We start from the raw sequence: 25,848 nt of genomic DNA, 5'->3' as shown, positions 1-25,848 counted from the left end.
ATGCAGACGAATCTGGTTGACTTCATTAAAGATACCGCCGCCGGCCAGGAAGCGGATGATATTTTGCGCAAATGCACGCATTGCGGATTCTGTCTTGCTAATTGTCCGACTTATCGCCTGTTGGGCGACGAACTGGATAGTCCCCGCGGTCGGATTTATCAGATCAAGCAGGTCCTCGAGGGCGAGGCGCCCACCGAGAGCGTCCAGCTGCACCTGGATCGTTGCTTGACCTGCCGGGCCTGCGAGACGACCTGCCCCTCCGGTGTCGAGTATGGTCGCCTCGCGGAACTGGGACGTCAGATCGTCGAAGAGCAGGTGCCGCGACACGGAATGCAGCGATGGCTGCGCACCGGACTGCGCACTGTTCTGCCCCGGCCACGGCTTTTCGGCGCCTTGCTCGCGATGGGTCGTCTGACCCGGCCGCTGGTCCCCCAACCGCTGCGTAAAAAAATCCGTCCCCGCCGTTTGGCGCCTCCGTGGCCGGCGAATTCAACCCATACCCGGTTTGTGCTCATGCTCGAGGGCTGTGTCCAGCCGGCACTGGAGCCGCCTATCAACCCGCAGACGGCTCGGCTGATGGATGATCTGGGTATCGGCGTCAAAAGGACGACGCAGGTCAGCTGCTGTGGAGCGATCGACCAGCACCTGGGGGCGAGCGAAGCGGCGCTAGAGCGTATCCGGTTGAATATCGACGCCTGGTGGCCGCATATCGAAGCCGGGGCCGAGGCGATCGTAGTCAATGCCAGTGGCTGCGGCGCCCAGGTCAAGGACTACAGCCACCTCCTTGCCGACGATCCGGTCTATGCCGAGAAGGCGGCGCGAGTCGCAGAGCTCGCCATCGATCCAATCGAGATGCTGGAGCGCCACGCTGATCAACTGGCGCCGGCGGACAATGCGCCGCGCCGGGTGGCGTTCCAGACGCCTTGTACACTCCAGCACGCCCAGAAGCTCAATGGCCGGGTGGATGCCCTTATGGCGCGCATCGGCTTTGACATGGCGCCGGTGCCGGATGCTCATATCTGCTGTGGTTCCGCCGGGACCTACTCGGTCCTGCAGCCGGAAATGGCGGATCAGCTACGCACGCAAAAGCTGGACAATCTCAATACCGGATCTCCCGAGATCATCGCCACCGCTAATATCGGCTGCCTCGCGCATCTGGATGAAGCCTCGGAGATTCCGGTGCGGCATTGGCTGGAGCTTATCAAGGTCGCCTGAGACGCGAGGTCGGGCAGTGCCACACCAGAGAGCTCCCTCTATAGCCTGCAGATCGAGAGCATCAATATTCTTCCAGTCGCCCCTGGGCGGGGGTGCCGTCATCGGGGCGTCGGTAATTCTTACATCATCGCCTCTTCAGCGGTGGCAATAAATACATAAACTGCTGATTTAAAGAATATTCTAAAGATTGGCCCCTTTCTTGCTAGCTAATCAGTGCGCGTGATCGAAAATCACGGCGTACGGGTTACAACAGCGCATTAGCAGAGGGCAAATCATGAAACACAAGGCGCAATACGAAGGTTTTGCATCCCGGCACTGGCTACTGGTCGGTGCCCTGGCGGGTGTCGGGGCCCTGGGCCTGGCGGCATCGGCACAGGCCGCCACCAGCGTCTCCTGGACCTCGCCGGCGAACCTGACCATGTTCCCGGTCGGGACCACCGTCAGCCCCACAGGGATCGCAAGCGGTACGGGGAGTGGAGGCAGCGGCCTGGATCTGGGAATCGTTATGGATTCGTCGGGCAGCATGGGCGCTTTCGAGACCGTGGGTAATACGACGCAAACCCGTAGAGAATGGCAGCAGCAGTTCGCCAGGGATCTGGTAAGCGGACTCCCGACCACCAACACCTCGGTTGGTATCGTGGAATTTGATTCTTCTGCGTCCACGGTGCAGTCGCTCACACCACTGAGTTCTCCCGGAAACATTAGCCTCATTAATTCGGCTATTGATTCAGTCGATGCGTCTGGTTTGACCGACATCGGCGACGGAATAACAGAGGCGGAGGCGATTCTGACCGGTGTGGATGCCACGGTCGGGCGCAGTCAGCAAATGGTCGTGTTCTCCGATGGCGAGTCGCAATCCGGTCCGGCCGAGGCGGATATCGCGAACAGCAACGGTATTTCGGTGAATTCCGTCGCATTGCCGGGCGCCAACGTCGGCACGATGCAGGACCTCGCGGATGGCCCCGACGGTATCGTTGGAAACTCCGATGATAATGGTACGTTCACGGATGGGACCGATTTGCAGGCGCTTCTCGATATCTTCTCGGGCACAACCGGCAACCTGGTCGGCCTTGAACGAGTGGACATTACCCTGCCTGACGGGACTATCCAGGGTGATGTGGCAACCGATGCGATCGGGGGCTTTACTTCACCTGGCTATTCGCTGGGACTGGGCTCCAACATATTCATTGCCCAGGCGTTCGGTACCGATGGTTCGACTGCGATAGCGGAGCTGGATCTTATCGGTGTTGCCGATGGTGGGCCCACCCCTGTACCGGCACCGGGAGCGCTTGCGTTGCTCGTTGGAGGTTTGTTCGGAACGCTGGCGGGGCGACGCCGCATGAAGCAGGCATCGTGAGACTCGATAAGGGTTGGTAGCGAGGATGCAGCGGCGGTTTGATGGCTCCCCGGGACGGATTCGAACCGCCGACCAAGTGATTAACAGTTACCGGAAGGGGGTTTTCATAACCCCCTGATTAGTGACAAATCTCGCCGCTCCGATCATATAAACCCCTGTATTTAGTGCGCTATACGTTGCATGGTAAGTGACGATATGCGACATTGCCTGTCAGACGATACACGTTCATCTGGTGACAAATCCGGTGACAAATCGAGGCAGCGGCATGAAGTTTACAGACGGGAAGGGCGGTAACATCGCGAGGGCGGAGCCGCCGGAGAAAGGGCAAAGGTTGTTGTTCGACGACCACCGGGACGCGCCCCGAGGATTCGGGTTGCGGATCACGGGGGCGGGCGGCAAGGCGTTCATCCTCAAATACACGTCGGAGGGCAAACAGCGCCGAAAGACCATCGGTGCGTGGCCTGATTGGAGCCTGGAGGCGGCACGCGATGAAGCGCGTGGCATCCGCCAGCAGATCGACTCCGGTATTGATCCACTCGAAGAAAAGCGCCGTCGCCGCGCTGACCCGACGGTGGCCGATGCCGTGGCCGACTACATCCGCAAGCACGTCACCGGGCTGGTGAGCGAAAAACCGATAACGCGTTATTTCGAACGGGACATGGTGCCCGCCCTTGGCGCGCTCAAGGTGCGTGACGTTCGTCGCCGTGATGTGCTCGACATGATCGAGGACAAAGCCGAGCAGACACCGACTGCCGCCCGTCATTTGCTGGCCTATTCGAAGGGTTTTTTCGACTGGTGTGTTGATCGGGAATACATCGACGCCAGCCCCGCCGCCAGCATCAAACCGAAAAACGTAAAGGCGCAGGGGCGCAAAGATGCGCTCAAGACCCGCCAGCGTCGGCGGGTGCTCGATCACGACGAGGTGGCGGCGTTCTGGTCTGGTGCCGAGGACTGCGGTATCCACCGGCTGACCGCGCTGGCGTTGAAAATGGTCTTACTAACCGGCCAGCGTCCCGGAGAAGTTGCGGGGATGCACCACGACGAAATCAGCGGCGACGTGTGGACGATCCCCGCAGAGCGGCGTCGGAAAACTGAAACCGCGCACCGCGTCCCGCTCACCCCGTTGGCGTTGGAGATCATCGACACCGCGCGCAACGAGGTGGCCCGGCTGTATGAACGCCGTCGCGGCGAACCGTCCGGCTATGTGTTTGAAGCCCGTCCCCATGCGCCGGTTTCTGTGTCCGCGTTGAGTAAAGCCGTCCACCGTTTCGCCGAACCGCTCGGCAATCGGGACGCGCCGACGTGGGGGCACTGGACGCCGCACGATTTACGCCGTACCGCGCGCACCGAAGTCACCGCCTGCGGCTACCCGCAGGAAATCGCCGAGCGGGTTATCGGCCACGCGGATCAGGGCATCGTCGCCGTTTATAACCAACACCAGTACGACCACGAGAAGCGCGCCGCCCTTGAGGCATGGGAGCGCCGTTTGCTGCGGATCACTAGCGGCGAGTCGGCCGACGATAACGTGGTGTCGATTGCGGAGGCGCGGACATGAGCGCGCAGATCGGTACAGCAGCCGAGATTGTCGAGGCAGCGGTCGCCGACTATCGCGACGGAGATCCGAAACCGCTCATTGCAATGGTGCGAGCGGGGATCACGGAAGTTTTGGAGTGTTCCGAAGCGCGAGAGATTATTGCCACCGCGTTGCAGGGTAGGGGTGCGCCGCAGGATGTAAGAGCGCGTCAAACGCGGCTGCGGTTAATCGTGTTCATGCATATGGCGGTGGGGTATGGAATCACCGCCCGATCCGACACCGGAAAAGCGCCGCGAATCAGCGTGGCAGAAATAGCCCCGCGCTTTTTTCCATTCTCGGAGCATACGGTTAATGAGTACTGGAAAAACCATAACGGCGGGAATTATTGGTTGCGCGCGCGAGAAATCGGAGCAAAAGCGAAGCGCGACGGACTAGACCGGGAGGACGCGTTGCAGAAATTCGCGCAAATGGGAGCGGAGGACGTTTTCACCGATAACCTACACGATGCCCGCGAAGCCGCTGCGTGCGGAGAATTGTATCGCCACGAAAAAGAAAATACGCCCCGGCTCAAAAGGCAGACATGATGCTGGGGGTATAATTGCGCCAAATACATACCCAGCCTTAATCGCGATGGGTTTAATTAAATAGTCCCCGACATTCACGACGAATCCGGGGATTTTTTATGACCATTCGAGACGATTTAATCAGCCTCCAGACGTTCGCGGAGGAAATGGGCGTCACAAGGCGCACAGTTGAACGCTGGCACGCGCAGAGGATTGGCCCGCCGCGAATTAAAATCGGCAAGCAAGTGTTTTATCGGCGCGAGTCTATTTCCGATTGGATCATCGCTCATGAGCAGACCGAGCCGCGCGCGGCGGGGAGGGTCTAAACATGCAGCCAACGAAAAAAAACCCCGACGCGCTGGCGGGCGCTGACGGGGCTGAGTCCTTTTCCTATCCTGTGAATCAGCATACCCCGACCGGCAAAGGCTCGCCAGCGCTGGTAAGCGTGTTCACGTCACGGGATCGGCTGTCGAAGCTGTACACCCTCGACGATAGCGGCAACCTGGACAAAACCCCGGGCGGTGAACTGGTGCGTGGACACTACGAGCGCCGCCCATGCGCCCGCCCGTCTGATCTAGCCGAACTGATCCCCACGCTCGACACCAATCAAGCGCTCGCCTATGGCGTGGCAAAGGTTGAATCCGGGCCGGTTGCATCCCGTAAAGCCGCCCGGGATGGCGACTTGCTACGCATCCGGGATCGGTTCGACTGGAAAGCCGGGCCGGGCTGGATGATGCTTGATAATGATCCGCCGAAAGGCGCGGAGCCGCTCGACAGGGCGGGGCTGCTGGCGATGATCGAACAGGTATGGCCGGAGATCACCGCCGCCCCCGCCGTGGTAGGGGATAGCGGGACATCGCATATATACCGCACGGATACCGGCGAACAGGTTAAGGGCCGCGGGGGATTGCGGCTGTATGTGCTGGTTGCCGATGCCCGAGACATTAAACGGGCCGGGGACACGTTGCACCGCCGCCTATGGCTGGCCGGATACGGCTATTTCGCGGTAAGCGCATCCGGGGCGCTACTCAATCGAAGCCCCGTGGATAAAGAGGTTTGGCAGCCGGAGCGGCTGGACTTCGCGGCGGGCGCGGCATGTTGCGAGCCGCTGGAGCAGTACCGCCCCGCGCCTGATGCCCGCAACGATAACGCCGCCCCGATCAGTACCACCGTCACGCTCCCCGATCTATCCAGTGACGAGCGACGCACCCTGAAAGAGATCGAGGCCGAAGCCGCCCAGGCCGTAAAGCCTGAGCAGCGCGAAGCCTACGATCAGTGGGTGAAGGATCGTATGGCGAACATGCCCGATGACGACGGAGGCGAAGCCCTGCAACGGCTGGTCGAAGCCGTGCAGAATCATCGGCTTTACGGCGACTTTGAACTGATCCATTCAAGCGGCGAGACCATCACGGTGGCCGATGTGATGGACGCGCCGGACAAGTGGCACGGCGAGCGTTTCGCCGATCCGCTCGAACCCCAGTACGGCAACGACGCCCGGATTGCGTGGCTGAATCTCAAAAGCGGCGGGCGCCCGTTTATTTACAGCCATGCCCACGGCGGCCAGCGGTTCACGCTGGTTCGGAGCAGCGCCACGATCAAGACGCAACCGGGCGAAATGCCCCGGATTCTGCGGGAGGCTGATGCCCTGGTGACTGACGCGGGCGAAGTGTACCAGCGCGGCGGGCAGTTGGTGAGAATCGTACCGGGCGGGGGTATCTACGGAGTGCAGGCGCCGTGGCTGCGGACGCACCTGGAGGAAGTCGCAGCATGGCAACGCTACGACGCCCGCGCGAAAGGCTGGCGCCCATGCGACGCGCCGGGGGATTTGTCCGTCCGTATGCTCGCCAATCGCGGCGGGTGGGGTATGCCGGAACTTGTCGGAATCATCAACGGGCCGATCCTGCGAGCCGATGGTTCATTGCTCGACAAGCCCGGATACGACGCCGAGACCGGGTTACTCCTCGACGCTAGTACTCCGGACGACTGGCCAGCCATTCCGTCACACCCGACAGAAGAGCAAATCCGCGCCGCCGCTGAGGTGGTGTGGGAACCGTTCGCCCATTTCCCGTATGTCGATGCCATGAGCCGTGGGGTGCAAATGGCGGCGATTCTGACCGCCGTGCAGCGCCCGATTCTCGAAACGGCGCCGGGTTTCGGGATGAACGCTTACAAGGCCGGGACGGGCAAGAGCAAGGCCGCCAAGGCCACCGCGTGGTTCGGCGGGTCTGAACCCGTGGAATCCCCGTGGAGCGATCAGGCCGAGGAACAGCGCAAGCGGATCATGGCAGGGCTAATGGCCGGGCCAGCGTCGATGATGTTCGACAACATATCGGAGCCGATCAAATCGGACGCGCTGAACGCCGCTCTTACCGCAAGCTGGTTCAAGGATCGGAAGTTGGGGGTTTCTGAAGAAATCTACGCGCCCACGCGCACCCTGATGCTCGCCACCGGCAACAACCTACGGGTGGCCGGTGATCTATCGCGGCGGGTACTGGTGGCGACGATGGATCATGGCGTCGAAAGCCCCGAAACCCTGCAATTCCCGTTCGACCCGGTGGCACGGGTGCGCGATCGGTGGCTCCAGTATCGGGCTGCTGCCTTGACGATCCTGCGAGGATTCATGGCGGCTGGAGCGCCACGCCGTGCAGCGGGTGAGATGGGGTCATTTGAGCGATGGGACGCCCTGATCCGCCAGTGTGTTGTGTGGATGAACGACGAGTTTCTGGCACCCGTCACCCTGGACGATCCCCTCGACGCGGTAAGGGCAAACTACGACGCCGACCCGGAAACGCAAAAGCTGCGGGCGCTGATTGCCACCTGGCATGACATCCACGGCACCGACGCCGTGCGGGCCGCAACGCTTATCGACGAAGCGAAGCGGGCCATGTTCGGTGACGAACAGGCTGTGATGCTCGACGAGACGTTGCAGGAAATCGCAGGGGAGCGGGGCGTTATCAACCCCCGCCGCCTGGGGCGCTGGATCGAGGGCCGCGTTGGACGGGTGATCGACGGTTACCGGATCGAGCAGGACGGAACGTATCGACGGGCGAAGCAATGGCGCGTCGTGCCGTTAAACCCGGAACCGCCGTTCTAAGCGATGAAATACTCCGACCCCTCCACCGGGGGGGTTGTGAGTTTGTGAGTTTTTGTGAGTTTCTTACAACCTAGGGGGGTCAAGTGTCATGTGACAAATCAGGGCATAGGGTGAAATAAAACTCAAAAAACTCACAAAACTCACACGGTCGATGTCTGGACGCCTTCGCGCCCAATAACAAAACCCCGCCTATCTCGCCGAACGCCAGTAAGCCAAACCCTCCAGAACCCCGACGCTAAACACCGACCGCCCTATATCCCCTACCCGTGACCAGCGCAAAAAACAGTAGTAAGTGATGTTTGGTCACGCGCCAATCTATTGCAAAAGCCTGTTTTAATGGGATAATAAGATCATACGGCGGCAATTTGTCACCAATTTTGTCACCGATCGCAATGCAAACTAGGCGCTAAATGAGCACTAAAAACACCGACATTCCGAATCAATACCGCCCCGGCTGGCTGGATTCGCTAGACGGTCGATACGGCATCGCCCGCGAATTGCGCGCGCGGTTCGATGAAGTTTGTGCAGACCTTGGCGGCGCTGATCGTTTGTCGTATATGCAACGCAGCCTAGTCGAGCGCGCCTTGTGGCTTGAGTACTGGCTTTCGCAACAAGAGCAGGCATTAGCGAAAGGCCACACGTTCGATGTGTCGCGCTGGATTCAGGCGGCTAACAGTCTCCAGGGTATCTATTCGCGTTTAGGGCTGGATCGGCAAAAGCGTGAAGCGCCAAGCCTGACCGATTATCTCCGCCAGCGGGAGGCATCGGCATGACCGTTGATATTCGCCAAGTGATGACTGACCCCGCCCTGTTTGGTGGCCAGTTTGGCGGTGACAGTTGGGCCGCGTGGCGTGCGCTACTCGCAGGCTTCTATGGACTGCCCCTCGACGATGCCGAGGCCGAACACTGGTTCGCCCTGACGGGCCGCACAGCGCCCACACAACCCCACGCGGAGTTATGGCAGGTGGTAGGGCGGCGCGGTGGTAAGAGCCAATGCGCGGCGCTGTTAGCAGTCTACGAGGCCGCCTTTCGCGACCACCGCGACAAGCTGGCACCGGGGGAGGTTGCAACGGTGCGCTGCATGGCCGCCGACCGGGCGCAGGCGCGGAGCGTCATGCGGTATGTGGTCGGATTGCTGGAATCAAACCCCATGCTCGCCGCGATGATCGACCGGCAAGATAAAGAAAGCGTAGAGCTAACTAACCGATCCGTGATCGAGGTGGGCACGGCTAGTTACCGCACAGCTAGGGGTTTCAGCTATGCGGCCATCATATGCGACGAAATAGCATTTTATAGGAGCGAGGATTCGGCGAATCCAGACTTCGAAATCATTAACGCAGTGCGCCCCGGTCTGGCGACCCTTGGCGGGCCATTGCTGGCCTTGTCCAGCCCCTACGCTCGCCGAGGCGAGCTTTGGGATAACTACCGCCAGCACTATGCGCAGGACGGTGACGAGGTTTTGGTTGCACAGGCGAGCAGCCGGTATCTCAACCCCAACCTACCGCAGCGCATTATTGATAAAGCGTATGAGCGCGACGCCTCCAGTGCCGCCGCTGAGTATGGCGCACAGTTTCGATCCGACATCGAATCGTTTATTCAACGGGAGGTGCTGGATGCCGCCACCCGCTCCGGGCCGTTGGAAATCCCGTATATGCGCGGGCGGACGTACCAGGCCTTTATCGACCCCGCCGGTGGCGGCGGCGATGAATTCAGCGTTTCAATCGGCCACCGGGATAACGGTGTCCTGGTTGTGGACTGCATCCGCGCCCGGAAAGGCACCCCGGCCGAGATCGTCGAGGAATATGCGGCGTTGCTGAAGTCTTACGGGGTTCGCAAAGCGACGTCCGACCGCTACGCCGGAAGCTGGCCATCCGATGAATTCAACCGGCATGGAATCAAGGTTGAACCGTCCGCCAAGCCTAAGTCCGACCTATACAGAGACTGCCTCGCCGCGCTCAATTCCGGCCAAGTGGAACTGCCACCGGACGACCGGTTGACGTTGCAGTTTCAATCCCTAGAGCGCCGTACCAGCCGCGGTGGGCGCGACAGTATCGACCATCCGCCGAACGGGCATGACGATAGAGCCAATGCCGTGGCGGGGCTAGTCGCAACCTCAACCCGCCCGGTGGTTTCCGTGGCGGACATGCTCTAACCGCAACCTCGACAGATGGAGACATAAACCATGCGCACCACAAACAAAGCTATGAATCTCGCCGCCCGTTATGACGATGCCCTGGCCGAAGCCGAGCGCACCTTAAAGCCCGCCTACGATGCCGCCATCGCCGAAGCCCGCAGCGCCCGTAAGGAACTGATCGAGGCCACCGGTGACAATGACACCGGGCCGTGGGAGGCGATCATTCAAGACGCCTGCACCCGCAGGTTCCCGCCCCGAGAAACCGCCCGATCCACGATGACCATGCTGCTGGGGCGGTTTGCCCAGGATCAGTGGATTTTCGACGCCGACAAGACCAAAGGCGCCATCCTTATTTCGCGCCTGCCTGCCCTCACGAGCGGATGGAACGCCACGCAGAAGGCGACGGTGGCCGATGCCGTGACGATGGCGACCCGGTGCGAATTGGAGCATGGGGTGATGGTGTGGCCGGAGTCAGTGACAGCGCACCTGGAGCCGTATCAGGCCAAACAGGTGGCGATCCTCGCCGACCCTGAAGCCGTGGCCGCTGAAGATCAGCGCCAGACACAAGCGCACGATCGGCTGACGGAGGCCGAGAGCATCCTCGACGCCCTGGAGGCCGCAGCGCCGAATCTGCCCCGCGTCCTATCCGAAAACAGCAACGAGGAGGCCGCAGCATGAGCGCCTTTTACATGACTGATAGCGCCCTCGATGCGGGCGTGCATCGCGGCTTCATCGAGCATGATGAACTGACCCTTACGGATGACGAACTCCGTCGCCTCAAGGGTAGAGCCATGCGGGCTGTAAGCATGGATGACGCTCCGGCCACACGCCCGGAGCCGCCCACGGAATACAGCCAATTCCTCGACGGTGGCGGACGCCCTGGTGGGTTCGATGACTTCCTCGCAGGTCGCCAGCGATGAAGGCAAAGCTGTTCCGAAAAGTGCCGTTCGCCAGGACGGGGCAGCAAACCTACATGGCGAGCGAACTCGGCATGACTGGCGATGCGATGGTTACCGTTGACCGTCCAGCGGTAGCCGTACAGGCCAGCGCCGAATCGTTCAATGGCGTACCGGTCACCATCGACCACCCGCCCGCTCTAATGGACTCACAGGCCGTTCAGCGCGACGCCGTGGGGCTGGTGTCCGAGGTCACGTTCGACGGTGCCACCGGGCAGTTAAAGGGCGATCTGCTGGTTTGGGACGCCAAGGCCATACGGGCGATTGCTCAAGGCACCAGGGAGTTGAGTGCAGGATACACGGCTGAATATCGGGCTGACGGTTCCCGGTACCGGCAAGAATCCGTGGTTGGAAACCATATTGCATTGGTTAAACATGGCCGGGCCGGTTCGGCGGTAAGAATCGGTTGAGATTGAGGCGGTGTCCCGGAGACTAGTTTCCGGGGGTCTCCGGGGGTGGTAAGGCGCGCCACCGCATGGCAAGGCGGCTAGTCCCGGCCGGGAGCCATGCTCCCGGTGAGGTTTTCAGAATACTGGCGCACGCCCTATTAGTATAGAACATGTCGCACTCCTTTAAGGACTGATTACTCGGAAAGGCTAGAAGTCAGCAGAGCAACCATCTCTATTTTTCTCGTTCTTAAATACCGAACTTAAATAACCGTCTGGACCAATAAATGCTTCTTGTTTCAGGATGTTTATTTCAGACCAACGATCTTCCGGGGAATCAATAGAGGAACGAATGCGAATTGTCATAAGATCCGGCTGCCCCATCGCATTATCATCAATTGCCTCTGCCCCTTTTGTTCCGATCGTTATTCGTGCCCAAGATTTTTCTTTATCGTCTGGGATGCTCGGGTTGGAACGATATGATACCTCAACTCTGGAAGGCCTTGCGCTGAATATAACGTTCTCGGAATCAGTCGATTCATTCACGGTGAAGTAAGTGTATTCACCATCTTTGTATTCCCAGTGGGTAGAGACTCTATCGCCCTCTCTGCAGACGATTGAAAATTGATCTAGTGCCTCGCCGCAAGGTGTATTCTGGCATTCGACTACGCCGGGAGCTGTTTCGAATGGACTATTGGAAGAATCTGAGGCGTTCGCGACCTGGAGCGCTAGAAATGTCACCGGGATAAAACTAGTTTTTTTCCACATAGTTAATGTCTCTCCTTGCGGTTTTACCTCGGCAATTCACCGGACAAGCAGGGCTCGAACGGTGGAGGTATTGAGAAAGAAAAGGCTGCCCGCATAGTTTGGATAGTCCTGTCGCCGTTTCGCGGCCGCCTCTTTGAGCGTCTCTTGATATTCGTCGCAGTAGGGGTGGGGTGCTGTCGCCTCGGCACTCGGCGCGGCGACGTTGATTGATACGAGCACCAAAGCTGTGATGTAGAGCCTGATCCGCATGCGTCCATGCTCCTTTGTCACCAATGGTTACAAATCAGGTGACAAGCGCCTTTCGGGCATAAAAAAGGGGCAAGCCGACCGGCTTAACCCCCTGATTATCTAGTGTTTTTTGGCTCCCCGGGACGGATTCGAACCGCCGACCAAGTGATTAACAGTCACTCGCTCTACCACTGAGCTACCGGGGAATCGCTGATTAACTCGATGAGTAGTCTAGCGTTTTACGCCGCGCCGTCAACCGGCGCGGCGTCCTGATTCGCAGGTTACTCGCGCCCGAAGACCTTCTCCAGCCGGTCCATGGCCTTCTCCAGGTTCTCCATGCTGGTGGCGAAGGAAATCCTTGCATGCCCTGACAGGCCGAACGCCGTACCCGGCACCAGGGCGACGTTGGCCTCGCTGATGAGGTATTCAGCCAGTGCCGTGTCCGTGTCGATACCATCAATCGCGGCCATCGCCTCACTGACGTCGGGATAGGCATAGAAAGTCCCGTCGCCGGCGATGCAGCTCACGCCCTTCATGGCATTCAGGCGTTCGACCACGAAGTCGTGCCGCTCGCGGAAGGCCTTGACCATCGGGCCGATCACGCCCTGATCGCCATTCAGTGCCTCGACCGAGGCCGCCTGCGAAATGGAGCTGGCATTGGAGGTACTCTGCGACTGGATCTTTTTCATCGCGCCGATGACGTTGGCGGGTCCCGCCGCATAACCGATCCGCCATCCGGTCATGGCGTAGGACTTGGAGACTCCATTGACCACAACTGTGCGCTCGGCGAGGTCGGGGCAGGCCATGGCGATATTGCAGAACGGCTCGTCCATCCAGAGGATCGGCTCGTAGATGTCGTCACTCGCAATCAGAATATCCGGATGGCGCCGTAGCACCTCGCCGAGGGCCTCGAACTCTGCCCGGGTGTACGCAGTCCCAGTGGGGTTGGAAGGGCTATTAAGGACGACGACCCGGGTGCGATCGGTGATCGCCGCCTCGAGCTGCTCCGCGCTGATCTTGAAGCGCTGCGACTGATCCGCCTCGACGATCCGCGGCACGCCGTCAGCGAGCAGGGCCATGTCGGGGTAGGACACCCAGTACGGTGCCGGGATCACGACTTCGTCGCCGGGGCTCATCACCGCCATGAACAGGTTGTAGAGGCTCTGCTTGGCGCCGGTGGAGACCAGGATCTGGTTGGCGTCGTATTCGAGGCCGTTGTCGCGCTTGAACTTGGCCTGGATTGCCTGCTTGAGCGCCGGCGTTCCATCCACCGGTGTGTAGCGGGTCTGACCGTCATGGATCGCCTGGATCGCGGCCGCGCTGATATGCTCCGGGGTATCAAAATCCGGTTCACCCGCGCCCAGTCCGATAATGTCGTGACCGGCCGCGCGCATTTCCGCCGCCCGTGCCGTCACCGCCATAGTCGGGGAGGGTTGGACGCGCCCGACACGCTCAGAGAGTTCGATAGCCAAGGGTAATCTCCATTTCCGTCATTTAGCCGGAATGATACGCCAAACACGACAGGGCCTGCATTGCTATGACTGACCAGACACTGCGTTTCCAGCTCGAGAGTGACTTCGAGCCCGCCGGCGACCAGCCCGCGGCGATCGAGACGCTCGCCGACAGCCTGCGGGCCGGGCATTCGCATCAGACGCTGCTGGGCGTTACCGGATCGGGCAAGACCTTCACCATGGCGAGCCTGATCGCGAAAGAGCAGCGCCCGGCGGTAGTGCTCGCACCCAACAAGACGCTCGCCGCGCAGCTCTACGGCGAGATGAAGGCGTTTTTCCCCAATAACGCCGTGGAGTACTTCGTCTCCTACTACGACTATTACCAGCCCGAGGCCTATGTGCCGTCGTCGGATACCTTCATCGAGAAAGACGCCTCGGTGAATGAGCACATCGAGCAGATGCGGCTGTCGGCGACCAAGGCCATCGTGGAGCGGCGCGACACCATCATCGTCGCCTCGGTGTCGTCGATCTACGGACTGGGCGATCCCAGCGCCTACCTGGAGATGGTGCTGCACCTGAAGGTCGGCGAGCAGGTCGATCAGCGCCACATCCTCCGGCGGCTCGCACAACTCCAGTACGCCCGTAACGACTACGACTTCTCGCGTGGCAACTACCGGGCCCGTGGCGACGTGATCGATATCTTTCCCGCCGAATCCGAGGACGAGGCGGTCCGCGTCGAGCTCTTCGACGACGAGATCGAGGGGCTCTCCTGGTTCGATCCCCTCACCGGAGAAGTGCTGCGCCGGGTCCAGGAGCTGACGGTCTATCCCAAGTCACACTACGTCACGCCCCGCGACACGGTTCTGAACGCCGTGGAGAAGATCAAGGTCGAGCTCGGGGAGCGGCTCGAGCAGCTGCAGAACGCCGGGAAACTGCTGGAGGCTCAGCGCCTGGAGCAGCGCACCCGGTTCGATCTGGAGATGATGCAGGAGCTCGGTTACTGCAACGGCATCGAGAACTACTCGCGCTATCTCTCCGGTCGCGGGCCGGGGCAGGCGCCGCCGTGCCTGTTCGACTATGTCCCCGACGACGCGATGCTGTTCGTCGACGAGTCGCATGTCACCGTCTCGCAGGTCGGCGGCATGTACCGCGGTGACCGCGCCCGCAAGGAGACGCTGGTGGAGTACGGCTTCCGGCTGCCGTCGGCGCTGGACAACCGACCGCTCAAGTTCGAGGAGTTCGACACGATCGCCCCGCAGCGGGTCTACATCTCGGCAACACCGGGGCCGTATGAAAAGCAGCACTCCAGCGCCGTGGCCGAGCAGGTGGTCAGGCCCACCGGACTGGTCGACCCGCAAATCGAGGTCCGTCCGGCGGGCACGCAGGTGGACGACGTGCTCGGCGAGATCAACGAGCGCAGCCAGATCGGCGAGCGCGTGCTGGTGACCACGCTCACCAAGCGCATGGCCGAGGACCTGACCGAGTACCTGTCGGAAAACGGCGTGCGCGTGCGCTACCTGCACTCCGACATCGATACCGTGGAGCGCACCGAGATCATCCGTGACCTGCGGCTGGGGGCGTTCGACGTGCTCGTGGGCATCAACCTGCTGCGTGAGGGGCTGGACATCCCCGAGGTCTCGCTGGTGGCGATCCTCGACGCCGACAAGGAGGGCTTCCTGCGCGCCGAGCGTTCACTCATCCAGACGATCGGCCGCGCCGCGCGAAACGTCAACGGCCGCGCCATCCTCTACGCCGATCAGATGACCGACTCCATGACCAAGGCCATCGGCGAGACCGAACGCCGGCGCGAGAAGCAGATCGCGCATAACGAGGAACACGGGATCACGCCGCAGGGCATCCAGAAGGCCATCGCCGATGTCATGCAGCGCGGCGGCGCCAGCGCCCCGGACAGTGCCGAGCACTACGCCGAGGTGGCCGACGAGGCCCGGGCCTACGCCGATCTGACTACCGCCCAGGCGGTGAAGCGCATCAAGGAGCTGGAGCAGAAGATGCACCAGCACGCCCGCAACCTCGAGTTCGAGGAGGCCGGCAAGCTACGCGACGAGGTCAAGCGGCTGCAGCGCCATGCCCTGGGCGAGCCGGATCGGGACAGCGCGTAATGGAGCTGAATCAGGGCGCCAGCCCGGCGACGGTCGATCTCACGGCGGTGATCGTCGCCATGGTCGATGGCGATCCCTGCATCCTGACCGTCCGATCCGGTACCAGTGGCCCGGATACGCTGCCGTGCGGGCCCCTGCAGCCCGATCACCGGACCCTCCAGGCGGGGCTGCGCAGCTGGGTGGAGTACCAGACCGGGCTCAAGCTCGGTTACATGGAGCAGCTCTATACCTTCGCGGATCGTGACCGCTTTAATGGCGAGACGACATCCGGCGAGGGGGTGCGACCGGTGTCTGTCGCCTACCTGGCCCTGGTCCACGATGCCGACCTGCAGACCAGCCCCGAGACCGACTGGCAGCCGTGGTACGACTATCTCCCCTGGGAGGACTGGCGTACCGAGCGCCCTCCCGTGGTGGACACGCTGCTCGACGGCCTCGGCAGCTGGGTCGATGCCGCGCCGACGGTGCAAAAGCGTCGACGGCGGGCGGAACGCCTGCGCCTCACCTTTGCCAACGGCGCCGCCCCCTGGGACGAGGAGCGCTCGCTCGAGCGCTATGAGCTGCTCTACGGCGCACGCCTGATCTCCGAGGCCTGGCATGACCAGGGGCTGACGCCACCGGTGGACGTTTACGGGCGGCCCGATCGCCCCATGGCGACCGATCATCGGCGGATCCTCGCGACCGCCGTCGGACGGCTGCGCGGCAAGATCAAGTACCGCCCGCTGCTGTTCGAGCTGATGCCGCCGCAGTTTACGCTGCTCCAGCTGCAACGCACCGCGGAGGCCCTGTCCGGAACCCGCCTGCACAAGCAGAATTTCCGGCGCCTGGTCGAGCGCCAGCAGCTGGTGGAAGAGACCGGCGAGCACGAGACGCAGACCGGGGGCCGGCCGGCCCGGCTGATGCGCTTCCGGCCGGCGGTGACCCTGGAGCGGCCGGCCCCCGGTGTTGGCGTGAAAGCGACGGGGCGAATCGCTCGCAGCCAGGGTTGATTGAACTCTGCCGCTGCGCTTATGCTCAAACGCAGCATAAGGGAAAATCTTTAGGCGCAATTAATGCTCAGTTAGAGCATAAGGAGCTCCCGGTGGCAGCGGTAATGGAACAGACGGCGGCGGCTCAGGAACGGTTGAAGGATGTCATCCCACCGATGGAGTGGCCCGTCCTCGAGCCCGAGATCGACGCCATCCACCGGCTCAAGGCCGAGCACAACGCGGTGATCCTGGCGCATAACTACCAGACGCCGGAGATCTTCCACGGCGTGGCGGATATCGTCGGCGATTCCCTGGCGCTGGCGCGCAAGGCGGCCGAGAGCGATGCCGATGTCATCGTGCAGGCGGGAGTGCACTTCATGGCGGAAACCTCGAAGCTGCTCTGCCCGGAGAAAACCGTGCTGATCCCCGACCTGGCCGCGGGATGCTCGCTGGCCGAATCCATTACCGCCGACGATATCCGCGGCCTCCGTGAGCGCTACCCGGGTGTCCCGGTGGTCACCTATGTCAATACGTCGGCGGCGGTGAAGGCCGAATCGGATATCTGCGTGACCTCCGGCAATGCCGTCGCGATTGTCGAGTCCCTGGGTGTGGATCGGGTGATCTTCCTGCCCGACGAGTACCTGGCGCATTACGTCGCGCTGCAGACCGATGTCGAGATCATTTCCTGGAAGGGGCACTGCGAGGTGCACGAGCGGTTCACCGGCGACGAGATCCGTCAGTACCGCGAGGCCCATGATGACCTGATGGTCATCGCCCATCCCGAGTGCCCGCCGGATGTGCTGGAGGCCGCTGACACGGTGGGTTCCACCGCGCAGATGATCAACGCGGTCACGACACGCAAGCCCCGACGCGTACTGATGGTCACCGAATGCTCGATGAGCGATAACGTCGCCGCCGAGGTACCAGACGTGGAGTTCATCCGGCCCTGCAACCTGTGCCCGCACATGAAACGCATTACGCTGCCGAAGATCCGCCAGTCCCTCGAGCGGATGGCGCCGCGGGTGGAGATCGAGCCGGCAATCGCCGATCGGGCGCGCGAGGCGGTGACACGGATGCTCGAAGTCCGATGAAGGAGGGCGCCATGACGAACCGACCCGTGATTGTCGTGGGGGCCGGGATCGCCGGGCTGGCGACGGCGCTCCGGCTCGCGCCACTGCCGGTGATCGTCCTCACCGCGAGTGCGCTGCGCGAGAACACCTCCACTGCCTGGGCGCAGGGCGGTATCGCCGCCGCCGTGGCCGACGATGACGCACCGGCGTTGCACCAGGCCGATACCGAGGCCGCCGGCGTCGGACTGGTCGACCCGGCGATCGCCCGGGCGGTCACCGAGGCGGCACCGGACTGCCTCCGCCAGCTCGATGAGTGGGGCGCGAACTTCGACCGCGATGCCAACGGCGACTGGTCCCTCGGCCTCGAGGGCGCGCACGGACGTCGCCGGGTGGCCCATGTCGGTGGCGACGGCAGCGGCGTGGCCATTCTCAATGCCCTGATCGGCCAGGCGCGATCGGCGCCGTCCATCACGATTCGGGAGAACACCCCGGTCCATAGCCTGTTGACCGCGGACGGCGACGTGCAGGGTGTCCACCTCGATGAGGGCCCGCTCCACGGACGGGCGGTGGTGCTGGCGACCGGGGGCCTGAGCGGCCTCTACGCCGAGACCACCAATCCCCTCGGCGCCGTCGGTCGCGGCGTCGCGATGGCGGCGCGGGCCGGTGCCGCCGTCGCGGACGCCGAATTCGTGCAGTTCCACCCCACCGCGATGGCGGTCGGGCGCGATCCCATGCCGCTCGCCACCGAGGCGCTGCGCGGCGAGGGCGCAACATTGGTGAATGCAGACGGCGAGCCACTCATGGCCGATACGCCCGGCGGTGACCTGGCGGCGCGCGATGTGATTTCACGCCGGATCCACGCGGCACTGAATGCCGGCGATAGCGTCTACCTCGACGGTCGCGAGGCCATCGGCGAGGCCTTCCCCCATCGGTATCCGGCGGTGCATGCCGCCTGCCGGGCCGCGGGCATCGACCCGGCGGCCGAACCCATTCCGATTCGGCCGGCGGCGCACTACCACATGGGCGGCATTGCCGTTGATGACCGCGGACGGACGGGCGTACCCGGCCTGTGGGCCTGTGGCGAGGTGGCCTGTACCGGGCTGCACGGCGCCAACCGGCTGGCCAGCAATTCGCTCCTCGAGGGCCTGGTGTTCGCGCGCTGGATCGCCGAAGACATCGCCATTTCGGATACCAGGGAGATGCACCGGCCGACCGATGAGATCACGCCGGTGACGCCGACGGCGCCCCGGGTTGCACCCTGGATCCGCGCCCTGATGAGTCGCTCGGTGGGCGTCGTTCGCGACAACGACGGGCTGGCCCGGGCGATGGATGCGCTGTCGGTGGTGGCGTTCGATCCGGGCGATCCCCAGGCCGACCACGCCCTGGCCGCGCTGTTTGTCGCCACGGCGGCGCAACGGCGCTGCGAGAGTCGGGGCGGGCACCTGCGTCGCGACTTCCCGCAGTCGCAGTCACCCATCCCGCCGCGGATGACACTGACGCTGGATGATCTGCAGGCGGAATGGCCGGTGGTGCCCCAACCGGCACAGGCGGCGGGAGGCCAGTCGTGATGGAGCTCCCCGAAATACCCCGCCTGCAACTGGAACCGGTCGTGCGCGCGGCGCTGGCCGAGGATCTGGGCCGGGCCGGCGATATCACCAGTGACGCGGTCATCCCGGCCGACACGATGATGGAGGGCGTTATCCGCAGCCGCGAGTCCGGGTGTATCGCCGGGGTGGCCGCCGCCGCACTGGCGTTTACGCTGGTGGATGATGCTGTGCGCGTGGAGATTGTTCATCCCGATGGGTCGGTCGTGGAACCGGGGACGATGGTCCTGTCAGTGAACGGCCCGGCGCGCGCGATCCTGGCCGCCGAGCGCGTTGCCCTCAATCTGCTCTGCCATCTGAGCGGCATCGCCACGGCGACGGCACAGCTGGTGGAGGCGGTGGCGGACTATCCCGCCCGCATCGCCTGCACCCGCAAGACCACGCCCGGTCTGCGGTTCCTGGAAAAGCACGCGGTGCGCGCCGGTGGCGGCGTCAATCACCGCTTCGGGCTGGATGATGCGATGCTCATCAAGGACAACCACATCGCCGTGGCCGGCGGCATCGAACCGGCACTGGCGCGGGCCCGCAACGCCGCCGGGCACCTGGTAAAGATCGAGATAGAGGTCGACACCCTGGATCAGCTTGACGAGGCCCTCGCCGGCGGCGCCGATGTCGTGCTGCTCGACAATATGGATCCGGCGACGCTGGCGGCGGCCGTCCGTCGAGTTGACGGTCGGGCCGTCACCGAGGCCTCGGGGCGGGTTAGCCGCGACACCGTGGCCGCTATGGCCGCCAGCGGTGTCAACATCATCTCCGCCGGCGCCCTGACCCATAGCGCGCCGATCCTCGACCTCGGCCTCGATACCGAACCGACCGGGACCTGATCAGGCCTCGGTCGGCTCGCCGTACCAGGGCGCCCGCGGGAGTTTACCGACGCCGGGATTGAAGCTGTTGGTGGGATCCAGCCGGCGGTAGAACGCCGCGAGCGGCGGCTTAGCCGGATAGAGGTGGCCGACGTTGTGCTCGGCCGGATACTCGGCACCACGCTCGTCGAGGATCTCCAGCATCTTCGCCTTGTGGGCCTCGACGTCGGCCCCCTTCCGGAACACGTAGTCCTGGTGGAAGACGTTGCAGAAGAAATGCCCGTAGTAGAGCCGATGCACCAGGTCGCGGGTGATGGACTCGGGGAGCGCCTCGAACCAGTCGCGGTCGTTGCGGGCGAGGGCGATATCCAGCGCGAGGATGTCCTCGGCCTCCTTGTGGTGGATGGTCAGGTAGCGCACACCGGCGCCGGCGGCGGCGAAGCGATGCAGCATTGCCCGTTCACCCTCATCGGCGGTGCACCGGAACCAGGCATCGGGGAAGCATTCCTGTAGAAAGCCCTCGGTCTCTTCGACCATGTCGCCGTTGACGCGCAGGATCAGGTGATGCTCGAAGCGGTCGCGCCACTCCACCACGCGCTCGGGCAGCGGATCGGGGGCGAGCCATGACAGGCGCTGGAGGACATGGTCGGTGATCGGGGCGGGGAGTAGTGGCAACCGCCGGAAGAACGCATCGATCCGGTTTTTGAGTTTAAACGCCTTCGGTAGGCGGGCCGTACCAAGCTTTTTGATGATCAGGAAGCTGTCCTTGCCGTAGCGACGCGCCACGTCGAACAGCTCGCGATGCAGATACTCCGCGGTGATCGGCAGCTTCGAGGCCTCGCGCAGGAACCGGGCCCGGAATTCCGCCATCTGGTGGGTATCGTTACTGCCGATGTAGTACGTCCGCACATCGGATTCCTGCTCGAAGGTATCCATGCGGACCGCGAACACCATGACCTTGCCGGCGCTGCCGGAGACGCCATGCAGCAGGCGGGGATCGTTGTTGAACCGCGCCGCGCCGGGTTCGTCGGCGCCGCGGATAATCTCGGGGTAGCCGTCATCGCTCGCCTTGCCGGCGTTCCAGTCGATGTCCTCGGGGCGATAATCGCCGCGCTCGAGCCGATCGAGGATGGTCTCCGGGGTCTCGCCGAGATCAATGCCCAGTTCGTTGACCAGCTCGAGTTCGCCGTTCCCGTTGACGCGGGCATAGACGGCCAGCTCGGTATAGGCGGGCCCCCGCCGGCAGAGCGCACCGCCGGAGTTGTTGCAGACACCGCCCACCACGGTGGCCCCCAGCGAGGTGGAGCCGATCACCGAGTGTGGCTCGCGGCCATGGGGTGCGAGGGTCTGGGTCAGCTCGAACAGGGTGGCGGCGGGCAGGGCAATGACCTGGTCGGCGTCACCAAGCAGTTGCAGGCCCTTGATGCGCATCGCGTTGATGGCGACGGCGGTGCGGTCGTAGCTGTCCTTCGGGGTTGAGCCCTCGGTCAGCCCGGTATTGGCGGCCTGGGGAACAATCACGGCCCCCGCCTCGATGGCGGCGCGGGTGCACTGCCAGAGTTCCACCAGCGTGCCGGGATGAACCACGGCCGCCACCTCGCCACTGCCCGAGCGATAGCCGGTGCGGTAGGGCCGGGTCGCGGCGGTATCGGTTAATACATGGTCCTCGCCGGCGATGGCCTGCAGCCGCTCGACAAGATCGTCCGTCGCACTCATGTTCCTCTCCTCCCGGCTCAGTCGGCCCAGCGTCCCTCGAAATCCTTCGGGACATGCAGAATGTTGCGGTCGACTTCTTTGATGTCGCGGTGGCCACAGAGTGCCATCGTGGTGTCGAGCTCCTTGTGCAGGACCTCGAGCGCCTTGCGGACGCCGTCCTGGCCCATCGCCCCCAGGCCGTAGACCCAGGCGCGACCGATCATTACACCGTCGGCCCCCAGGGCAAGGGCCTTGAGGATGTCCTGGCCGGAGCGTACGCCGCTGTCGAAGTACACCTCCATGCGATCACCCACCGCCTCGATGATATCGGGCAGGACGCGGATGGTGCTCAACGCGCCGTCGAGCTGGCGGCCCCCATGGTTGGAGACCACGATGGCGTCGGCGCCCAGTTCGACCGCGCGCTCGGCGTCCTCGCGGTTCATGATGCCCTTAAGGACGACCTTGCCGCCCCACATGTCCATCAATTCCTTGACGCGGTTCCAGTCCAGCGAGTGATCGAAGGCCTCCGCCGTCCATGACGACAGCGAGCTGGAATCGGTCACACCCTTCGCGTGGCCCACCACGTTACCGAAGGTCCGGCGCTTGGCGCCGAGCATTTCCAGCCCCCAGTTCACCTTGGTGGCCAGGTTGGCAATGGATTTGATGGTGAGTTTGGGCGGCGCGCTCAGCCCGTTCTTCAGGTCCTTGTGGCGCTGGCCCTGGACCTGCAGATCCAGGGTGATGACCACCGCCGAGCAGTTGGCCGCCCGCGCCCGCTCCATCAGCCGCCGCATGAAGTCGTCATCCGAGAGCGTATAGACCTGGAACCAGAATGGCTTCGTGGTCTCCGCGGCGACATCCTCGATCGAGCAGATCGACAGCGTCGAGAGGGCGAACGGGACACCGAATTCCTCCGCCGCCTTTGCGGCAAGGATCTCGCCATCGGCGTGCTGCATGCCGGTCAGCCCCACCGGCGACAGCGCCACCGGCATGCTCACGTCCTCGCCCAGCATCCGGCTTGCCGTGGTGCGGTTGGTCATGTCGATGGCCACCCGCTGGCGGAAATAGATCGACTGGAAGTCGCTGCTGTTCTCCTGGAACGTCTGCTCGGTCCAGCTCCCCGTCTCGCAGTAGTCGTAGAACATCTTCGGAACGCGACGCTTGTAGAGCCGCTTGAGATCATCGATACAGGTTATGACGGCCACGCTTATCTGCCTCCGCGATTGGTCAGCATGAACACGAGCACAACCCCGAGGAAGCCGAGCCAGCCGGCATACCACAGGTTCGCGCCACCGGTGATGACCGCCATGCCCAGCAGGCCCGCGGCCGCCATGTAATAGGCCATGGGGATCAGTGTCTTGCGAATGACATCACCCTCCCGGCCGAGGAGGCCGACGGTCGCCGATGCCGCAACGACGTTGTGCACCGTCACCATGTTGCCGCCGGCCCCGCCGACCGCCTGCAGCGAGACGACCATCGACGCCCCGAACGAGCCCAGGCCGATCTGCTCGGCGGTGGAGATCTGGAAGAACGAGAACATCATGTTGCTGATGGTGTTACTGCCGGCGAGGAACGCGCCCAGTCCCCCGACAAGGGGCGCGAACAGCGGCCAGAGCTGACCGGTCAGCGCGGCGACGCCCTGGGCGAGCATCTCCGGCATGCTTGCGACCTGCGCCAGAGTGCCCAGCGCAACGCCCTCGTCCAGCGATGCCTGAATCGCCGTCACGGTGTCGTGGCCATCAGGGGCGGAGTTGATGAACACCTGCACCATCGGGACCGCGAAGATCAGCGCCGATCCGGCGGAGACGATGGTCCGGCCGGAGGTCTTCCAGGCGTGCAGATAGTTGCCGTTGTTCCACATCTGGTGCAGGAAATACGTGATCACCGAGCTGACCAGCAGGATGAAGCCGGGCAGATACAGCGGCTGCGAGGCGGCGGTGATACCGGAGCCGAAGACATTCGGGATCGACAGCGTCACCGCATCGGCGCGCAGCGCATCGGTGATGGGCGGGACCACGCGGGTGAGTACCAGCAGGACCGCGACGATGATGTAGGGCATCCACGCCTGCAGCTGCGAGAGCGGCTGGCTCTCATCCCGGGTGGTCTGCACACGATCCTGGAGGGTGCTGATCCACTCCGGCTGCCAGTGCTCGCGCGCCTCGAAATCGAAGGTGTCCTTCGGCAGGAACCAGCCGCGACGGGCGGCGGGAATGACGATCGCCAGCCCGATCAGACCGCCGAACAGCGCCGGGAATTCCGGGCCGAGCAGAGCGGCAACGGCATAGTAGGGCACCACGAACGCGACACCGGCGAACAGCGCAAACGGCCAGGCCCGCAGCCCCTCGACAAAGGAGCGGTTCGCGCCGAAAAAGCGCGTCAGCATGCCCACCATGATCAGCGGAATGAATACGCCCACGAGGGTGTGCAGCATCGCCACCTGCATGCCGATCTGATCGAGGTACTGCGCGTAGGGGATGCCGGCGGCCTCGACCATGCGATCGGTGACCGACTGGCCGGAGAGCCCGGCGTTAACGCCGACGATGATCGGCGTGCCGATGGCGCCGAACGACACCGGCGTCGACTGGATGATCATGGCCGAGACGACTGCCGCCATGGCCGGAAAGCCCAGTGCCACCAGCAGCGGGGCGGCAATGGCGGCCGGCGTCCCGAAGCCCGAGGCGCCCTCGATCAGCGCCCCGAACAGCCAGGCGACGATGATCGCCTGGACACGCCGGTCCGGCGAGATATCCTCGAAGCCCTTCTGGATGACGCTGATCGCCCCGCTCTCGCGCAGGGTGTAGAGCAACAGAATGGCGCCGAAGACGATAAAGAGGATATTCAGGGCGGTGACGACGCCGTTGACCGAGGCGCCGGCCACGATGTTGAGGTCCGTCCCCCAGAACCCGAGTGCCACCACGACCGCGACCCCGTAGGCGAGGGGCATGGCGTGTTTGGCGGGCCAGCGCAGCATTACAAGGAAAACGGCCACTGTTACCAGGGGTAGCAGGGCCATCAGAACGATCAGTCCGAGGTTCATGGCGTTCTCTCCTCCGCCAGCCGATTTTTAGGGTCAAAGCGATAGTTTGGACATGTTCGCCCGGGGGTGCAAAGGGCCGGATTAGTGCGGGATAAACGTCTGGAAGGCGAACATCGCCATGAACGACAGCACGATAACGATCCCCACGCCGGAGGGTGTCAGCGACTTGTTGGCGTCGGGGAGGAGTTCCGAGAACACCATCCAGATCATTGCACCCGCGGCGAGGCCCAGCCCCACCGGTAGCAGGGGCTCGAAGGTGGAGACAAAGAGGAACGCCGGAACGGCCATGATGGGCTGCGGCACGCTCGAGAAGACCGACCAGCCGGCGGCTTTCCAGACCGAGACGCCGCGGGGCACCAGCACCAGCGCAATCGCGAGGCCCTCTGGCACGTTGTGCACGGCGATCGCGGTGGTGATGAATACGCCCAGTTCCTCACCGCCGCCGTAGGACACGCCCACACCAACGCCCTCGGCGAACGAGTGCAGCGTCATGACGCCGACGATGAGCAGCGCCTTGCGGGCGCTTGCCCCCTGCAGGTCACCCACATCCGGCGTGTCGTGGCTCTCCATCCAGCGATTCGCCATCACGATCAGCAGGAGGCCGGTGGCGATGCCGATGAGCGTGCGCCAGGCGCCGATGCTGTTGCCCTCGCCAATCAGGCTATGACTGGCCGCCAGCATCAGCCCGCTGGCAATCGCCGCGCCAATCGACAGCCAGCGGTCACTGATGCGGTCGGCGAAAACGAGTGGAAAGGCGCCGATCCCGGTCGTGATCGCCGTGATCCACGCCGCGATGAACACCGTCAGTAACGAAACTTCGATAGCCATAGATAAACCGCCATGTCCTAAAGCAGTGGGTATTGATTCA

The 25,848-nt window shown here is 63.2% G+C and carries 23 protein-coding genes and 1 tRNA gene; 16 read left to right on the top strand and 8 right to left on the bottom strand.

Annotated elements, in window-relative coordinates; genetic code table 11:
• The 11 genes from glcF (at position 1) to EV698_RS05180 (ending at position 11,263) form a co-directional block, all read left to right on the top strand.
• Entirely contained in the window at positions 1–1,215 is a 1,215-nt protein-coding gene (glcF, locus tag EV698_RS05230) for a glycolate oxidase subunit GlcF (RefSeq protein ID WP_130503071.1), read from the top strand.
• Positions 1,216–1,489: 274 nt separating this feature from the next.
• Positions 1,490–2,572, top strand: a complete 1,083-nt coding sequence (locus EV698_RS05225; protein WP_130503070.1) for a vWA domain-containing protein — start codon at positions 1,490–1,492, stop codon at positions 2,570–2,572.
• 265 nt (positions 2,573–2,837) lie between these two features.
• A complete protein-coding gene (locus EV698_RS05220) occupies positions 2,838–4,127 on the top strand; it encodes a tyrosine-type recombinase/integrase (RefSeq protein ID WP_130503069.1) in 1,290 nt (429 codons plus the stop codon).
• Positions 4,124–4,690: a hypothetical protein gene (locus tag EV698_RS05215; RefSeq protein WP_130503068.1), complete on the top strand. Its 567-nt coding sequence runs from the start codon at positions 4,124–4,126 to the stop codon at positions 4,688–4,690. The genes EV698_RS05220 and EV698_RS05215 overlap by 4 nt, the downstream gene beginning before the upstream one ends.
• A 98-nt stretch (positions 4,691–4,788) precedes the next feature.
• Positions 4,789–4,995, top strand: a complete 207-nt coding sequence (locus EV698_RS05210) for a helix-turn-helix transcriptional regulator (RefSeq protein WP_130503067.1) — start codon at positions 4,789–4,791, stop codon at positions 4,993–4,995.
• A gap of 2 nt (positions 4,996–4,997) precedes the next feature.
• The gene (locus EV698_RS05205; protein WP_130503066.1) at positions 4,998–7,763 is read left to right on the top strand and encodes a hypothetical protein; all 2,766 of its coding nucleotides are present in this window, start codon (positions 4,998–5,000) and stop codon (positions 7,761–7,763) included.
• A gap of 410 nt (positions 7,764–8,173) precedes the next feature.
• Positions 8,174–8,536: a hypothetical protein gene (locus EV698_RS05200; RefSeq protein WP_130503065.1), complete on the top strand. Its 363-nt coding sequence runs from the start codon at positions 8,174–8,176 to the stop codon at positions 8,534–8,536.
• A complete protein-coding gene (locus EV698_RS05195) occupies positions 8,533–9,915 on the top strand; it encodes a hypothetical protein (protein ID WP_130503064.1) in 1,383 nt (460 codons plus the stop codon). Before EV698_RS05200 ends, EV698_RS05195 begins: the two co-directional genes overlap by 4 nt.
• A 30-nt stretch (positions 9,916–9,945) precedes the next feature.
• Positions 9,946–10,575 (top strand): hypothetical protein, encoded by a 630-nt coding sequence (locus EV698_RS05190; protein ID WP_130503063.1) that lies wholly within the window; start codon positions 9,946–9,948, stop codon positions 10,573–10,575.
• Positions 10,572–10,817: a hypothetical protein gene (locus tag EV698_RS05185; RefSeq protein WP_130503062.1), complete on the top strand. Its 246-nt coding sequence runs from the start codon at positions 10,572–10,574 to the stop codon at positions 10,815–10,817. Before EV698_RS05190 ends, EV698_RS05185 begins: the two co-directional genes overlap by 4 nt.
• The gene (locus EV698_RS05180) at positions 10,814–11,263 is read left to right on the top strand and encodes a DUF2213 domain-containing protein (protein WP_130503061.1); all 450 of its coding nucleotides are present in this window, start codon (positions 10,814–10,816) and stop codon (positions 11,261–11,263) included. Before EV698_RS05185 ends, EV698_RS05180 begins: the two co-directional genes overlap by 4 nt.
• 186 nt (positions 11,264–11,449) lie before the next feature.
• Here EV698_RS05180 and EV698_RS05175 read toward each other — a convergent pair whose 3' ends face one another.
• The 4 genes from EV698_RS05175 to EV698_RS05160 all read right to left on the bottom strand — a co-directional run bounded on the left by EV698_RS05175 (position 11,450) and on the right by EV698_RS05160 (position 13,707).
• The gene (locus tag EV698_RS05175; protein WP_130503060.1) at positions 11,450–12,007 is read right to left on the bottom strand and encodes a hypothetical protein; all 558 of its coding nucleotides are present in this window, start codon (positions 12,005–12,007) and stop codon (positions 11,450–11,452) included.
• Between the two features lie 36 nt (positions 12,008–12,043).
• Positions 12,044–12,256 carry a hypothetical protein gene (locus EV698_RS05170; RefSeq protein WP_130503059.1) on the bottom strand — a complete coding sequence of 71 codons (213 nt, stop codon included), beginning with the start codon at positions 12,254–12,256 and terminating at the stop codon, positions 12,044–12,046.
• A gap of 110 nt (positions 12,257–12,366) precedes the next feature.
• Positions 12,367–12,441: transfer RNA gene (locus EV698_RS05165), tRNA-Asn, on the bottom strand.
• Positions 12,442–12,516: 75 nt separating this feature from the next.
• A complete protein-coding gene (locus tag EV698_RS05160) occupies positions 12,517–13,707 on the bottom strand; it encodes a pyridoxal phosphate-dependent aminotransferase (RefSeq protein ID WP_130503058.1) in 1,191 nt (396 codons plus the stop codon).
• A gap of 65 nt (positions 13,708–13,772) precedes the next feature.
• Here EV698_RS05160 and uvrB point away from each other — a divergent pair, with 65 nt between their 5' ends.
• The 5 genes from uvrB (at position 13,773) to nadC (ending at position 20,269) form a co-directional block, all read left to right on the top strand.
• Complete coding sequence (gene uvrB, locus EV698_RS05155) at positions 13,773–15,806, top strand: excinuclease ABC subunit UvrB (protein WP_130503057.1); 2,034 nt, start codon at positions 13,773–13,775, stop codon at positions 15,804–15,806.
• Positions 15,806–16,792 carry an NUDIX hydrolase gene (locus tag EV698_RS05150; RefSeq protein WP_130503056.1) on the top strand — a complete coding sequence of 329 codons (987 nt, stop codon included), beginning with the start codon at positions 15,806–15,808 and terminating at the stop codon, positions 16,790–16,792. Before uvrB ends, EV698_RS05150 begins: the two co-directional genes overlap by 1 nt.
• A 92-nt stretch (positions 16,793–16,884) precedes the next feature.
• Positions 16,885–17,862: a quinolinate synthase NadA gene (gene nadA / locus EV698_RS05145; protein WP_207220501.1), complete on the top strand. Its 978-nt coding sequence runs from the start codon at positions 16,885–16,887 to the stop codon at positions 17,860–17,862.
• A gap of 11 nt (positions 17,863–17,873) precedes the next feature.
• Positions 17,874–19,409, top strand: a complete 1,536-nt coding sequence (locus tag EV698_RS05140) for an L-aspartate oxidase (protein ID WP_207220500.1) — start codon at positions 17,874–17,876, stop codon at positions 19,407–19,409.
• Complete coding sequence (gene nadC, locus EV698_RS05135; protein ID WP_130504021.1) at positions 19,409–20,269, top strand: carboxylating nicotinate-nucleotide diphosphorylase; 861 nt, start codon at positions 19,409–19,411, stop codon at positions 20,267–20,269. Before EV698_RS05140 ends, nadC begins: the two co-directional genes overlap by 1 nt.
• Here the strand turns inward: nadC and dld are convergent, their stop codons facing one another.
• From dld to EV698_RS05115, 4 genes are all read right to left on the bottom strand, one after another.
• Positions 20,270–21,964 (bottom strand): D-lactate dehydrogenase, encoded by a 1,695-nt coding sequence (gene dld / locus EV698_RS05130; protein ID WP_130503054.1) that lies wholly within the window; start codon positions 21,962–21,964, stop codon positions 20,270–20,272.
• A 17-nt stretch (positions 21,965–21,981) separates the two neighbouring features.
• Positions 21,982–23,148 (bottom strand): alpha-hydroxy acid oxidase, encoded by a 1,167-nt coding sequence (locus EV698_RS05125; RefSeq protein WP_130503053.1) that lies wholly within the window; start codon positions 23,146–23,148, stop codon positions 21,982–21,984.
• Positions 23,149–23,150: 2 nt separating this feature from the next.
• A complete protein-coding gene (locus EV698_RS05120; RefSeq protein ID WP_130503052.1) occupies positions 23,151–24,980 on the bottom strand; it encodes an L-lactate permease in 1,830 nt (609 codons plus the stop codon).
• 81 nt (positions 24,981–25,061) lie between these two features.
• Positions 25,062–25,808: a ZIP family metal transporter gene (locus EV698_RS05115; RefSeq protein ID WP_130503051.1), complete on the bottom strand. Its 747-nt coding sequence runs from the start codon at positions 25,806–25,808 to the stop codon at positions 25,062–25,064.
• Positions 25,809–25,848 lie beyond the last annotated feature (40 nt).

This window comes from Spiribacter vilamensis, from assembly GCF_004217415.1.
GTDB classification, from domain to species: domain Bacteria; phylum Pseudomonadota; class Gammaproteobacteria; order Nitrococcales; family Nitrococcaceae; genus Spiribacter; species Spiribacter vilamensis.
The sequence above is the reverse complement of the archived record's forward strand: the minus strand, read 5'-3'. Positions and strand labels throughout refer to the sequence as shown.